The 15,169-nt window shown below is 61.8% G+C and carries 10 protein-coding genes; 9 read left to right on the forward strand and 1 reads right to left on the reverse strand.

What is annotated here, in order from left to right:
- Positions 1–32 precede the first annotated feature (32 nt).
- From V4529_14275 to V4529_14285, 3 genes are all read left to right on the forward strand, one after another.
- On the forward strand, positions 33–716 hold the full coding sequence (locus V4529_14275) for an Ig-like domain-containing protein (protein ID MES2359496.1): 684 nt from the start codon (positions 33–35) through the stop codon (positions 714–716).
- Between the two features lie 177 nt (positions 717–893).
- Complete coding sequence (locus tag V4529_14280; GenBank protein MES2359497.1) at positions 894–1,565, forward strand: PEP-CTERM sorting domain-containing protein; 672 nt, start codon at positions 894–896, stop codon at positions 1,563–1,565.
- A gap of 188 nt (positions 1,566–1,753) precedes the next feature.
- Complete coding sequence (locus V4529_14285; protein MES2359498.1) at positions 1,754–3,628, forward strand: amidase; 1,875 nt, start codon at positions 1,754–1,756, stop codon at positions 3,626–3,628.
- A gap of 387 nt (positions 3,629–4,015) precedes the next feature.
- Here the strand turns inward: V4529_14285 and V4529_14290 are convergent, their stop codons facing one another.
- Positions 4,016–4,933, reverse strand: coding sequence for a hypothetical protein (locus V4529_14290; GenBank protein ID MES2359499.1), 918 nt, complete (start codon positions 4,931–4,933; stop codon positions 4,016–4,018).
- A 2,382-nt stretch (positions 4,934–7,315) separates the two neighbouring features.
- Here V4529_14290 and V4529_14295 point away from each other — a divergent pair.
- The 6 genes from V4529_14295 to qatD all read left to right on the forward strand — a co-directional run bounded on the left by V4529_14295 (position 7,316) and on the right by qatD (position 14,668).
- Positions 7,316–7,837: a hypothetical protein gene (locus tag V4529_14295; GenBank protein ID MES2359500.1), complete on the forward strand. Its 522-nt coding sequence runs from the start codon at positions 7,316–7,318 to the stop codon at positions 7,835–7,837.
- 681 nt (positions 7,838–8,518) lie between these two features.
- The gene (locus tag V4529_14300) at positions 8,519–8,764 is read left to right on the forward strand and encodes a helix-turn-helix transcriptional regulator (protein ID MES2359501.1); all 246 of its coding nucleotides are present in this window, start codon (positions 8,519–8,521) and stop codon (positions 8,762–8,764) included.
- A gap of 785 nt (positions 8,765–9,549) precedes the next feature.
- Positions 9,550–11,556: a P-loop NTPase fold protein gene (locus V4529_14305; GenBank protein ID MES2359502.1), complete on the forward strand. Its 2,007-nt coding sequence runs from the start codon at positions 9,550–9,552 to the stop codon at positions 11,554–11,556.
- 309 nt (positions 11,557–11,865) lie between these two features.
- Complete coding sequence (gene qatB, locus V4529_14310) at positions 11,866–12,492, forward strand: Qat anti-phage system associated protein QatB (protein MES2359503.1); 627 nt, start codon at positions 11,866–11,868, stop codon at positions 12,490–12,492.
- The gene (gene qatC / locus V4529_14315; protein ID MES2359504.1) at positions 12,489–13,886 is read left to right on the forward strand and encodes a Qat anti-phage system QueC-like protein QatC; all 1,398 of its coding nucleotides are present in this window, start codon (positions 12,489–12,491) and stop codon (positions 13,884–13,886) included. Before qatB ends, qatC begins: the two co-directional genes overlap by 4 nt.
- 8 nt (positions 13,887–13,894) lie before the next feature.
- Positions 13,895–14,668, forward strand: coding sequence for a Qat anti-phage system TatD family nuclease QatD (qatD, locus tag V4529_14320; protein ID MES2359505.1), 774 nt, complete (start codon positions 13,895–13,897; stop codon positions 14,666–14,668).
- The last annotated feature ends 501 nt before the right edge of the window (positions 14,669–15,169 follow it).

Raw genomic sequence — 15,169 nt, forward strand, 5'->3', positions numbered from 1 at the left:
CCACCGATTTCATGTCTCACACGGATTACACAATGCAAGCATCTGATGCACCATTTCGCCCTGATCCGCGCGCACTGACGAAACGTGCGTGGGTCGCGCTCCTTGTCCTTGCCGTCGCATGTGGAGGCAGCAGCGATATGACCGGGCCCGGTCCCGGAAACGGCGGTGGCGGAAATCCAGCCCCAGTGGCGTCGGTAGCAGTAAGTCCAACCACGGCGAATCTTTTGGTTGGCGTTGTTGATAGCGCAACGCTTGGCACAGTTGTGATCGCCCCGACGGTGAAAGACGCGAGCGGTACCGTACTCTCGGGGCGGACCATCACGTGGTCATCGAGTGCACCCGCCGTGGCGACGGTGAGCAGCACGGGCGCAGTCTCTGCCGTAGCGCCGGGCACTGCATCAATAATGGCTAGCAGCGGTGGTCAGAGCGGGCAAGTTTCGGTCACTGTGACTCGCCCCGTTGTCGACACTATCGCAGTTACCCCCCTTGCAAGCACCATAAAGGTCGGCGCATCCGAAACATTACTAGTCACCCTTCTGGATGCCCAGGGGCACGCTCTCAACGGTGGTCGAGCGATCGTCGAGTTCAATAACAGTCCGTCGATCATTACGGCGTCTGGTGGCACGATTACTGGCGTTGCGCCGGGCACCGGGACCATCAGTTACAAGAGCGAGAACAATACTGTGACAGTCGCGACGATCACCGTAACGCAATGATGCGTCAGGTTGTGTTCAGTTTCGACGCTGCATTCGGGAGCGGACTAGCCGTTCGGCACGATCTCTGCCTTCCCTGAGCGCATCGTCAGATATGGTCGGCGCGGTTCGAATGCACCGCGATTCGCATTTTCCAGGGACACGCGTCTGGCGCAACACTTCAGCACGGAGAAGCACATCATGAAGCAACTTTGGAGAGGAGTCAGCGCGGTAGCACTGGCTGGCGGCGCAATCCTGATAGCGGGAAGCACAGCAGGAGCGCAGGTAACGTTCACCGGCAGCACATTTGGTTGCTTCTACACGACCGCAACCGCGCCGACAAACTGCTCCGGCCTGCTGGCGAACACGGGTAATCTCACGTACACGGGCTCGACGTTCAACGTGACCAGCAACCCCGCAGATGGCCTCGTATCCATTGGAGCCGCGCCGGGTACGCCCAACGTGAACAATCTCGGATCCTTCAAGCTGGTGGACGGCAACAACAATTATACGGGTCAGAATTTCGCTCTCTTCATGAACTTCACCAACCCAACGGGCGTCGTCGGCAACAACGTGTACACGGCGATGTTAACTGGAAATCTGTCGAACGCCACGAGTGGCAACGTCTTCATAGATTTCAACAACACGGCACATGACTACACATTCGCCGACGGCACTACGCTGAGCTTCGCGGTCGATGACGCCTCCCTCAACGATCAGACAAACGGCGGGACCGGCACCACGGTAGCTGTAACGGGACACGGCTTCACGCGTGTGCCAGCTTCGACAGTACCTGAGCCGAGCTCGCTCGCGCTGATGGGCACGGGACTGATTGGTATCGTTCCTCTCATCCGTCGTCGCCGCAAGGTGTGACCCACCATCGCACTTCCACGGTGCATTGATGTGAAGAAGGCCAGCGACATATGTTGCTGGCCTTTTTCACATCCCGGCTTTCCAGGGACAGCATTGCGCGCCACCGCGCTCGACGCGCCGTAATCCGTTGGTACGCGACCGCTCACCGTGCGCGCGTCTAGCGCAGACGGACATCGAGAGGCTAATTAATGCGGCGAGCCGCCTGCCGCGCATTGCGACTCGAGCCCTTTCCAACAGCCCACTACAACCCGTCTCTCGTGAATTCCCGTCGCCAGTTCCTGATTCAGGCTCCAATTGGTATCCTCGGCGCACTCGTCGCCTGTCGTAGCGACGAACAGGCAGCAGGTGGACATCCCGCTGCCGCCACGCCGGGAGCGCCGCCGGCGTTCAACACTGCACCCCCCGTTGGACCCGAGGTGACACCGGCCACCTTCGCCGAGGCGGAGAAGTTGGTCCAGGTGCAGATGACCGACGTCAAGCGGCAGATGGCGGCGAAGAGTTGGCGCACGTCGATGGCCGCTCTGGTCGAGCGACGAGTCGGACCGCGGAAGGTACAGTTGGAGCCTACGCTCGCGCCTGCCACCGTTTGGAATCCGGACATAGGAGAGCAATCGACCGGGCCCGCTCGGGACAGGTTCGTGCGCAGCAGCGCAGATCCTGGCCCGTTGCCGGCGAGCGACGAAGACATCGCGTTCGCGCCCGTGACGCAACTGTCTCGCTGGGTGGAGACGCGCAAGCTTACCTCCGATCGGCTAACGCGTATCTATCTCGACAGACTCACGCGCTTCGATCCACAACTACGGTGCGTGATAACGTTGACGCGGGATACCGCGCTTGCCCAGGCGAAACAGGCGGACGCTGAAATAGCAGCTGGCAAGTACCGCGGACCGCTGCACGGGATTCCGTATGGCGTGAAGGATCTGCTCGATACCGCAGGGATCGCGACCACGTATGGCGCCGAGCCGTTTCGGAATCGCGTACCGAGCGCCGATTCAGCGGTTGTCGCGCGGCTGCGCAAGGCGGGCGGAGTGCTCGTGGCAAAGTTGAGCATGGGCGCGCTGGCTCTCAACGACATCTGGTTCGGCGGTCAGACGATGAACCCGTGGCTGCCGGAAGAAGGCTCCTCCGGATCGAGCGCCGGACCGGGTGCGGCGACGTCGGCTGGCCTCGTTGGCTTCTCCGTTGGAAGCGAGACCGGCGGGAGCATCATAAGTCCGAGCATGCGTTGCGGCATCACTGGATTGCGGCCGACGTACGGTCGCGTACCACGCACCGGGGCAATGACGCTCTGCTGGTCGCTCGACAAGCTTGGTCCGATGACACGAAGCGTGGAAGATGCGATGCTGGTACTCGATGCGATCACGGGCCCCGACTCGGGCGACGTAGCGAGCATGCCAAGTCATCTCGACTTCGATGCCGGCGCGTCGGTGAAGGGGCTGCGCGTGGGATACTTCCCTGCGTGGATGAAGGAAGCACCCGCGACCGACGTCGATCGCGCAACGCTGGACGCGATCGGAAAGCTCGGCATGGTGCCGACGCCGGTCACGCTTCCCGACTGGCCGTACGATTCACTGAACCTGATGTTGTTCGCCGAAGCGGCTGCCGCGTTCGAGGAGCTCACGTTGAGCAACCGCGACGACGAGCTCAAAGCGCAGGTGCCGGACGCGTGGCCGAATCAATTTCGAGAGGCGCGCTTCCTGTCCGCGGTCGATTTCGTTCAGGCAGACAGATTGCGGCGCAAGGTCGCGGCCGAGATGGCGCGAGTCATGTCGCAAGTCGATCTGTTGCTGGTTCCGTCGCTGCGCGACGAGATGCTCGTGATATCCAACAACACGGGGCACCCGTCGCTCACATTACGCACCGGCTTCGTGCACGTGTCCGAGGCACGCAGCGACTGGGCTCCCGATCCAGCACATCCGCTTCCGAAATTCTCGCCGCCGCGTCGCGTGCCGCACGGAGTCACGCTCATCGGGCGGTTGTTCGATGAAGGGACCATTGCGCGCGCGGGACTGGCGCTGGAGCGGTCGCTCGGAGTTGTGGGGGAGCGACCGCCGGGATTCTGAGCGCGTGGTAGTACGCAATAGCCGCAGGAACAGTCCGACGCAGGTTCTCCAGCCAAATCCGACCGCGCCATCGAACCGTCTCGAGCAGCTGTAAGTCAATGTGTGGACAAGGTACGAACGCGGCGAGCAGAGTGAGTGCGCTCGCTGAACCCACTAGCTGGCAACGGGTGCCTTGCCGCACGATTGGAACGGCTACCGACCGGTCAGAGCATCGGCATGCGCCGTTCAGAACGGCGCATGCCGATATGTCAGTGCACCAACGCCGACACGTACCGCTTCTGTCGATAGTGTACCACCGACGGTTGCGTTTCCACCCAATCATACCTCCGTCGGCCAACCACGCTCCGACCAAAACCAGCGTAGCGGGTCGGAAGTAATCGCTAGGTTTCAATCTATGTTGCAGCCCGGTGGGAGTCGCAGTGACTCGATGATAGCTTGCTTCTTAGCAGCAAAATCCTCGATCAAGTAGAGCGGCCCGAAGAATCCCGGATGCTCGTGCTGCCGATAAAATTCGTTCCACTGGCCGCTAATACGCTCATTCAGTTGAATACTGGGATATTGATCGGTATGGGAGCTGACCAATTGGTAACGCCCATCCGATCCTTTCCCAACCGTGAATTTTGCGTCTATTGACGGGCAGTTCTCGCGTGGGTTGTATATATGTGCACAAGCGCCATTATAGAACGTCGCACTCACAGTCATCTCCCCAGTGTTCAAATCGGTATGCGTCTGTACATCACTAGGAAGATGCGGAAATGGCGAATACACAACGGCCGAACCCACGATCCATGGCTCGCCAGATGGTACGTTGGGAACTAGGACCATCGAAGAGTTGATAAATACCTTGTACTTATGTGGATCGCCGTCGCTTAGAGATGGGTCAATATAGAGTTGTACGCGTGACGCCGTCACGGGCGCATTGCTATCAAACGATCTGTCGTCACCGGAGCCGAGAAAGAAGACGGTGGGCGATGCAATGAAGAAGTCGAAACACAAAGTTTGCGTGCTGGTTATCCCGTTGGCCGAGAGATCTCGCTCGCACGTAATATCTTGCACGGCGGCGGCGGCATTGGTTGCATCCACGGCGTCCTGCTCCTCCGCCGCTAATGCTTCCAAGGTCGCATTAAATGCATCGGCAGACCGGTTACAATTATCCCAGTATAGCTTGAGTTCGGGCGGAAGCTGGAGGAAGCTAATGCTGTAGTTCCGAGGTACCCAAGACATGTAGAGATTCGTTAAATCGACGACCACTGGTTGGGTGGGATCAGCTGGCGCCGTTATCGGAATGACCGGCATTTCGTACATGTGACTAACTGTGTCAACAGGGTACGATAGTGGGTCAGACCACCACGCGTTCGGACTGTTTGGCTTAAGGAGCGTCGACCGCACGGACATGCCAGCCATGATAGTTGAAGTTGCTGCAACGCGCGGAACTAGCCCAGCTGCCGACATCAGCACGTCGCGCGACGTAACAATCGTAGGAGGAGTGTTTGATGCCCCCTGAGCGGAAGCGGATGCAATGACGTGCCAGAAGGCATCGTCGGTCCATTCCTGAATTACACGGCCTACGCTAAGCGCCGTGCGCGCGGTACCAACAGAAGTGGGAACCAAACAGCTCATGTTTACCGATTGGTTTCGCGTGCCGCGCTGCCTAGTAACCGCGTAGTTAAAGACCTGCAGATGCGGCCCACCACCGGGACGGACTCGAACAGAGTCGATGAGCGGAAGCGATCGTCCGAACTCCTTCCGCGCGATCATACCGACCACTTTCCGTCCGCTTGCTTCAATGTATGAAAATGCGCAGCCGGTGGTCGCGACTTGCGGACTGAGGCGAACAAATGACGCTGTAGGGTTCGTAGCTGTCTGCAACAACGGCGCTGCTATTCTTGACACATCACTACACCCGGCGAGCATGAAGACGGCGGAAACTGAAGCGAAAAAGGAAATTCGCTTGACGCATTCGAAAGGTGGCGACCGCATTGAGCCCACTCCGTGTTAGTAGGTAGTTAGTGGTCTCGACGTCAAGCGCGCGTTTGATTCCCCCGGGTTGAAGTAGATCGTGCCTTTGGGTTCTCCCTATCGAACTATGGCGCACTGCTTGGCGAGCTCATTATCGGTATCGATAGGACTTCCGAACATGACGTGTTCGACTACGCCAATTCCGTATCGTGAACAAGTGGCGAGAATGCCTGACGGACCGACGTAAAAGCTGATGTACGCTGGAGTATTCGGAACATTTAGCAATACGCGTGGTAGCCAACATGCCGAAGTTGGACCACTAAGCAGTCGGGTCGTATTGGTGCCACTGTTACACTCCGCCCGAACAGGCAATGGAGCCCGGTCGCCAACCACACGTATGAACGTCGCGGTGTAGCCCCAAGGTTCAGGGGGTTGGACCCGTAGGATTCCACTGGCAGGGAGCTGATAGACGAGAGTGTCTCCCCGGAGAACCCCCAGACTGCCAGTGGCCTGGCCGTAGATTACAAGACCGACGCCCAAAAACTCCCGCGACATTTCGATCAGTTCTGCGGTGACGCCGCTGTCTCGCGCGGCCGGGAGTAGCGATTGGACGCTTATCGCTGCCGGTGTCGGCGTAGTAGTGGGATGTGGCGCGCAACCGCCGACCGCTAGGAAGACGATCGACCACCATTTGCTTCCAGCGACGCTCGGCGCAGGATTCGCCAGCCTACGGTCGGTTGGCATAACCGATTTCGCTTGAATCGCCGTCGCCGTGGTGCATGAGCCTCTCACTGCGTGAGGGTCGCAACGTGTTGCTCGTCAGGCAGAATGTAGCGCCTCAAGCGTGCATGGCTAGTAGGCGTCATCCGTACTCGATGGTCGCTGGTTCCTGACCCTCGCGCAATCTCGCCAAGTTGTGAGCCCTGCACCGTCGTAAGTTGATCGCTCGGAGGTGCTGGCTGATACCGGCAGCCTCATCTCGTCGGGTATAACTCGCGCTTGAAGTACCGTAATTCGGTAGATTGAAAGCAGGAGCTCGGATTGGAGATGCGAATGGCGGACCGATCGAACACAGGCAAGAATGTTGCAATTCGTCGTGGGGCGAGCCCCGTCGCGCTACGCCCCTCGAAACGCAGACCTGCTTGGCGCGTTGCGAGGCGAGGCGCCGCGTGCGGCGCGCTATGCGGCGCGATCTCAGGTCTCCTCGCGCCTGTAACCCTCGGTATAGCGGGCTTCACACTCATAGCTCTTCCACCAGTGGCGCTTCGATGCGCGCCGGGTCTATGCCTCGCGACAGTCGGCGCGCTGGAGTGGGCGCTCGCTGGATTCGCCGTTGGATTTTTCATTGCCGCTCTACGCGCCAGCCGGCACGTTAACCCTTAGAGAAATGCGCAATCGACTCGTGCCACGCGGCGTGAGCAAAAAGACAAAAGGTGTTGCACCTGAAAACTGATTTACTGATTTGCCGGAAAGCTGACTGCCGTTTCGCGACCGTACTGGCGCCAGCGACACAGGCCTGCAGCTTGCTGCACGGCCTGTGTCGCTGATCTCCGTTCCCGTTAGCGGGTCGAGCGTGCCCCCGGGCTGGCGCACACGTGGGCGCCGGAGTGAAGCACCACCGCAGAGGAATGGGATGACGACCGCTTGGCGAACGCAGTTCAGGCTCGGAGCCCCGGCTTCCAAGAGGTCCATGAACTAACCCGCGCACGGGCCGTCGGACCAAGGAACGTGATCGGCCTGCCTTGGGAGCCGGCGAACGGGGAGTGGGCGGACCCGAAGGTCGGGGCGTCCGCTCGCGCACTCGTGATTTCCGATTTCACGCTCTCCCCGTACGCAGAGCAGGCGGATTGCGGCGCTTGGGCGCTGATGCTGACCCGCCCCGACAATCACGCGGGTCTCCAATGGGACGTCGAGGTTGCGGCCGAGCACGTGACGTCGGCCGGGACGCAGGTGACAATCACTGTATCGCGACGCGCGTTCGAAGGGCGGGCGCCGCGATTCGAGGACGTTTCAGTCGTTGCGCCTCGACTCTGCGAAGTGCTCCTGCACGGGTGCAGCTCTCCGAATGTTCCGCGCCTGCCGCAGCACATCGCCCAGCCAGCCGACGTCGCCGCGCTCCTGGATGCGATCGTCAGCACGGGCGGTCCGTCCAGATCATCGTCGTGTCGGAGGGTAACCACGCGCGCACCTCTCGTCGCACCGCTGGGCTCGCCAAGAGTCTCGTTGGTACGGCCGTCGTTGTCCATCTGACGAACGAGGGATCGCTCACGCTCACCGAGTCGTTTGAGGCGTGCGACTCTCGACGGTCGATGCGAGTCGGTGCGGAGTCTACAACGGCGCGGTCCGCGTTTACTCGCCCGGCTGCGACTTCACGACACAGAGTCCCTTCTCCCATCCGCTCTACATGCCGGAGGCGGTGGACACGCCGGAGTTTACAGCGACGCCCGAATCTTGCGCGCATGCCCTGAGCGTGCTCGCGGCGCCCCGTCCGTACCGGGGCTCCCCGTCCTTAGGATCGAGCAGCTCCGGGCGCAGATCGACGAGTCAGCTGACGCGCACCTCGCGCTCGAATGGGCACCGGAGGGACTGTTGGCGTTTCGGTCGGATTCACTGTCAGCGATGCTGAAGGCAAGCGAGTTTTCCGGCAAATCAGTAAATCAGTTTTCAGGTGCAACACGCGCAGGCTCAGGGCGGTCCAGTCCGAAACTAGGCCATTTCGGAATAACGACCCCGCCATCCGATGCTTCGACCGTCTCGTTCAGGAGCGGCTGTGGCGAAAGGACGGCGGACCGGCTCCCGGGCTGATGCATGGTACAACGAACGAGACCACCTAAACGCTTGGGATCGGCTTATCGGGCGACGCGTCGCCTCGCTACGCTTGCACCGGAAGGCGGATAGCGCTCGGACGTACACCGGGCCTCGCCGCGACGTATGGGTTGGCACGCAGAGAATTTCAGTCAGGAGTCACTCAGTACCCGCCTCGGGAGGACGCAGAGCTGGTGCTCCAAGATCGAACGGGGCGAGCGGTCGCTGACTGTCGGTGACGCGTACCTGCTTGCTGCCCTCCTCGACGTGGGCGCTCACGCACTCGTGGGACCGCCTAACGAGGAGGAGCAGGCGCAGCTCGACAGAGATCTCGAGGATCTCAGCCGCACTAGCCAGGTCCGCCTCCACTAACACGAGGGGTGCACCGTCACTATGTGGAATGCTTATTCCAATTTGGAATATGCCATTCCGGAATGAAAACTCCGCCTGTCTCGCATCGGAGCGGTCTTGGCGGAGAACAGAGCGAACGAACGGGCCGCCCTCGAATGGCTCGCAACAAAAGATCATCAGCGCGCCTGGGACCGACTTGTCGGCCGTCGCATACGCGCGGTGCGCGACGAGGCGCAGCGCAAGGAACAGGTTGCGCGGCAGGCTACCGCCCCAACGCGTCGAACCCCGGACCCGATGTGGCTACGGGCGTCGACAGCGTCGAGCCAAGAGGCTCGCACGATGCGTCGCACGCACGCAGAGTTGGCTTTCGAAGCTCGAGCGTGGGGAGCGCTCCATTACCGTAGGAGATGCATACCTCTTTGCCGCACACTTCAACGTCAATCCGCTGTGTATAGTCGGGCCACCAACCCAAGATGAACAACAGCGTCTGGATCTAGACGTCGCAGACATCCGGAGGGCACGTGAGAAGGCAGGCGTGATCGCGCAGAAGGTCGTCGAGCGGCAGTCCGAGTCTAGGACCAATCGTCGGCGTGCGAGCAAGCTGAATAACGCGGAGAAGCGTAAGCCGCAACGCTAAGGCGTGCGTCGTTCGTCTGGGCGGAGCGGCCAAGCGAGCTCACTGGCTCAAGGTCGCGCTTGATAACGTAGCCCGCCAGTGGTATTACAGAGGCGTGCACGCGCACGAACTCACTCTGGCGAGCGGCGGACGATTGAATCACCTCACCTACGCATTCGGGGAATGACGCGTGTGGTCTGACAATGAAGCGGTTGTTGATCTCCTGAATGTGAAGCACCTAGTCGGGGCGGTGCTTCGCGTCGTGAAGGATGATCGTCTTGATCCCGTCACCGTCGGCGTTTACGGCGACTGGGGGAGCGGCAAGTCGAGCGTCATCCAGTTGCTGCTGCAAGAAATCGCGACCGAGCCTGACCTTCTCGCCGTGTACTTCAACGGCTGGCGTTTTGAAGGCTACGAGGACACGAAGGCAGCCCTAGCATCGACGATACTGGAACAGATCCAGGGCGAGGCGGAGAAGCCTTCAGGCAAGCTCAAGCAGGTAAAGGATGCCGTCTTGAGTGCCGTGACCAGTGCGTGGAGTCGCGTCGACAAGCTTCGGCTCGGGAAACAGGCGCTGGCAGTAACCGCGAATGCAGGCATTGCTGTAGGGACGCTCGCGCTCGGCGCTCCGGGGCCAGTAACCGCGGCGGCGTTGACGGCGGTGCTTCTCCATTCCCTCAGTCAGTCGGGGAAGAACATTGACGGGGATGCGTTGGCGAAGCTGATCAAGGAGCGCGAGGATGCAGAGGCCCACGAGCAGCGCAACATGCACGAGTTGGTGCGTGATTTCCGCAAAGAGTTCGGTGGGCTCATTGGGCAGCTCGGCGTGAAGCGACTGGTTGTGATAGTCGACGACCTAGACCGCTGCCTGCCGCAAACCGTCTTGGAAACGCTTGAGGCGATTCGACTCTTTTTGGCTGTGCCGAAGACCGCGTTCGTGATTGCGGCTGACGAAGCTTTGATCCGCGAGGCGGTCGCGTACCGGTACCCGGAAGCAGCCCCCACGGCGAGTGCTGACGAACGCCCGCGCGCGGCGGTCGGAACTCGGTATCTCGAGAAGCTCATTCAGGTGCCCGTTCGCGTCCCTCCGCTCTCCCGAAGTGATTTGCAGGGGTACCTCAACCTGCTGTTTGCCGAGGAACGGACGAAGGACGCGGCGGTCTTCGCGGCGCTCTGTGATCGGGTACGTAAGGCCGCTTCGTACGACGCAATTTCGTTCCACGCGGGCAACGCAGAGGAACTTCTCGGCGAGGTGGTCAGCGACGAGTTGAAGACTGACTTCCTACTTGCCGAACAGATCGCGCCGGTTCTCGCGCTCTGCGCGGAGGGAAACCCTCGGCAGACGAAACGGTTCCTCAACGCCTTGGTGCTTCGCTTGGACATGGCAACGGATCGCGGGGTCGAGCTCGACCGACCAGCCGCGGCGAAGTTGCTCCTCCTCGAGTATTTCATGCCAACGCTTTTCCGCGCCCTCGCGCTCGACGTTGCAGCGAATGAAGGACGTTCCGTAGCGCTCGCTGCGCTCGAACACAAGGAGCGTGCGGAAGGAGCCGACGCGAACGACTCAGTCGACACACAGGATTCGGCAGCAGTCGCTTCGAGCACCTTCACCGCCCAAGCGGCTGCCATGCGCGCCACGGACCGGTTCCTCACATGGGTGCATGCCGATCCGCCGCTTGGCGATAGGGATCTTCGACCGTACGTCTACTTCGCTAATGAGCGGTACGCACTCCCTGTCGGTTTAGCGCAGCGACTAAGTGTCGCCGGTTCGCGTGCGCTCGCGCAACTCCTGGGGGAGTCAGAGGCGGAGCAGGCCGCCGCAGCCGGCATAACAGCGAGTCTGCCCATTGCCGAGGTCACCGCCATCCTAGGCGAACTCACTGCACGCGCGCGGTCGAGCGGCGTCGACTTGCAGACGCGTACCTCACCGCTCCACGCTATGGTCGAGGTGGCGAAACAGCGCCCGGACGTCGCGCCGGACGTGATCGCAGCCATCCTAGGCATGCCATATGAGGTTCTTCCTCCAGGAGCCGCGCTGTTGGTCGCGTCGCTCGCGACATTGGGCAACGTGCACGAATCTGCGCTTCGCGCGCTGCGAACGCTCCGAGAGCAGACCAAGAACGCTGGGCTCAAGGCCGCCGCGCAGTCGCGACTCACGCAGCTGGAAGGTCAGACCGCGAAGCCCGCGCGCAGGTAAAGCTTGGGAACCTCCACTTCTAATCCGGGCCCCGGTGGGCCTCCCCCCCTCCTTCCCCCGTGGGCACCCGCCGCCGAAGATGGCGACGACGGCGTTGGTCCAGATGACAACGAGACCGGCGGCGAAAGCGCTGCTGCGCCGGACGGCGCCGTTGGAGCTGAGCGTCCGCCTGTGCCAGACGTTTCACCAGGCGACCCTCCGAGCTGGCGAGCGGTGCGCCTGCTGATTGGCGGGGTTGGCTCCGGCCGGGTCGGCGGGCCCCGCGGCCGGGACAATGTTCGTAGAAGTGTACGAAACGCGGTTGGCGCGATGGGTGGTAGTCACCGCGCGGCACAGGCATCTCCCGCAGGACAGAAGACGGCGGCCGGGCTCGCCGGCTTCCTTTCTGGCGTTGCGACCCGCGGCATTGTCGACGCAGCGCGTGTGCTCGGCATCGGTGAGTTTCTAGACCGCAGCGCGGATGTTTTTCTACTCCATCTGGCCGATGCGTTGGCGCCTGCGGGAGCGCTGACGGAGGATTCCGTCGCAAGGGACGCCATGGACGACACGCTGCAGGAGCTATTCGACCGACTGGACATCGCCAATGAAGGCGCCCAAGCACTTGAGCACCTGACCCCTTCCATGATGGCCGATGCGCTCGTCCGCTATGTCATCAACTACATCTACACGCGTGTCATTAATGCGCTCACGGCGCACATTCACGCCAAGGCGGGAGTGGTGGGCCGCATGCGGGATATCGAGCGCACGGCGCGCCACTACATCGAGGACGCGGTCCGCCTTGACATCGACACAACTGCGTTCTTCGGGCCGGACGGGGCAGCATTTGCCGCGCAGTGGGATGCTGGCGTAGGACAGCGGGTAATCAACCGCCTCTTCGAGGAGTCTTACGGTGTCGTTCAGGCAGGGCTGCAACATGGTGATCGGAGGGAAGAATGACCCCGCAGACGGCTCCGACATATCACGTCGTCCTCCGCGCGGGCGTCGGGGACAATTTCTCGGTCGACGCGTTTGGCGCCGCGAGGCTAGTGGGCCTTCGGATGGACGGTGCGCCTGGCGACGACAGTTGGTGCGTGAATGAAGCCGTCTGGGAGCCACTTCGACAGGCAGGCATCGCTCCCAGCCAGGAGGCCGTTGACTTTTTCCGTTTCGCCGTCACAGCGTACTCTGCTGATCTGCTAGTCCCGCACCGCACAGCGTTCGACCGCTGGTCGCGACACATCGTGCTATATCTGCCGGTCGCAGACCGGCGCCGGTGGGAAGGGGCTTCCGCAGCACTGGGTGAGCTGCTCGACTTTCTCTCCGGCGACCGTTGGGAGTTGAAATTCCGCGAGCGGTGTGTCTCGCCGCCGCCGAGGCGGCGCCGCATGCAGAATCGCCCGACGCCGATCACGGCGGATACCGTAAGTCTCCTCTCCGGTGGCCTCGACTCTGCCATTGGCGGTGCTGACCTCTTAGCGGATGGCCACGCTGTGGCGTTTGTAAGCCATAACGCGAAGAGCGGCGGCGCGACCTTTTCCAGCCCGTCGCAGCAGTCAGTGCTTGCGGTGCTCCGACGCCACTTCGCCTCTGAACGTGTGCATCCATTCCGGTTCCGCCTCAACCCTCCGGCCGCGGTCAGCGGCGAAACAGAGAGCGTCACGACGACACGGAGCCGCTCGATCATCTTTTTCGCGCTTGGCCTGCTCGTAGCGAGTGCGCTCGATGCAGCACACGGCGGCACGCCGGTGCCACTCGTCGTGCCGGAGAACGGACTTATCTCGCTGAACGTGCCGCTCACGAAGGCACGCCTCGGGAGTTGGAGCACGCGAACAACGCATCCACACACGTTGGCAATGCTGCGCGAGGCAATGCGGATGCTGGGCCTGAGCACCCCGATCTTAACGCCGTATGCGACGACCACGAAGGGAGAGATGTTAGTCGCGTGGGCCCAGCGCGACCGGGGCATTGCGGAGGAGCTCGTTGCCGCAAGCAACTCCTGCGCGCACCCAAACCAAAGCAGATTCTTGTCCAGTGAACAGCGGCAGCCGCACTGCGGCACGTGTGTGCCGTGCATCATCAGGCGCGCCTCGACGCAGCGCGCTGGCGTCGACGACGGCCGCTACAGCTTCGACCTGCCGTCCGCACTGCCAAACCTCAAGCCGCGCCGGGCAGCCGATGCGCTAGCGTTCGTGTACGCGCTTGAGACCAGGCGACGACCGGCTGGACCTTTCGACATCAACTTGAGCGGCCCCCTCCACGTAGACACGGATGACGATCTACAGGCATTGCTGCGGGTCTATGACGCTGGGATGGATGAGGTCGCTCACCTGCTCGGGGTGCGGATCCAGTAAACTGCAGCATGCCCTCTACCGTTCCTCGTCACCGAGCGTCAGTCTCCGCTCTCGTCGACACGCACTGCCACGTCGATCTCTACCCGGACCCGAGTGCGCTCGTTACGGCAATCGAGCGGCAGCGCGTTTTCACGATAGCTGTCACGAACACTCCCTCGGTGTTCGCGAGGCTATGTCAGATTGTGGGTGCTGCACGGTACGTGCGCCCGGCACTGGGGCTCCACCCAGAGCTCGCGGCCGAACGGCACAGGGAACTGACGCTGTTCGATGCGCTACTGCCGCAAACACGGTACGTCGGCGAGGTGGGGCTGGACTACCAGACGATGGTCGAAGCTGAACGCTCCACACAGCGTCGCGTGCTCGCAACGATCATCGAACGGTGCGACAACGCGGGTGGGAAGGTCGTGACCGTGCATAGCCGCCGCGCCGCAGATGACGTCGTGGACGCCTTCGGACCACAGTTCCGGGGCACCTATATTCTGCACTGGTATTCGGGGAGCGTGCGCGCGCTCCGCCGCGCGCTAAACCATGGAGCCTACATCTCCGTAAACCCCGCGATGGCGCGTTCGGAGCGCGGCCGATCCTTGATCGGCGAAGTGCCACGCGAGCGTGTGCTCACCGAGACGGACGGCCCATTTGTAACTGTGCACACTGGACCGGCGGTCCCAGCTGACGTGCGCGGCGTGATAAGTGAGCTCGGGCGCCTCTGGGGCACGGACCCCGACGAGGCAGCCGAGATGGTCTACCGCAACTTTTCGTCGCTGGCGAACGTGCCAGTGTAGGTCGCATCGGCCGGCGGCAGCGTAGAAGCGGTCCGAAGCCCACGTCGTACTCGCGGATCCGAATTACACGGTGCGACTCCAACCCGTCCGAACGCATGCCGTCCCGAGTACATCGTTGTGAAGGGCGTGTGAAACGTCTCGGCGACGCATCGGTGATGACCGAATCAGCAGCCCCGGGCGGCGCCCGTCGCGGACGCCGATCATCCATTGCGTCGTTCGTCCGAGACAGCGCCCGCTAATCCGTTGCGCTGTACTGTCGCAAACGCTAAGTCGATTTTCTTGCAAGCTGGAAAATCGGTCACAAGGCCACAGACACCCGGCAACTCAAGTCTGCTGTCGCGATACTGTGGCGAAACGGCAAGTGAGTTTTCCGGCAAACTGGAAAATCGGCATTCCGCCCAGACAGGCAGAGGCGACCGCCACGTGACCCGCGCCGCCCGAGGCGGCGATAGGCGAAACGAGCGGACCGATACGGCGATGGCCCCGCAGTGCACTGCGGGG

This window comes from Gemmatimonadota bacterium (assembly GCA_040388625.1).
Classification (GTDB): Bacteria; Gemmatimonadota; Gemmatimonadetes; order Gemmatimonadales; family Gemmatimonadaceae; genus Fen-1247.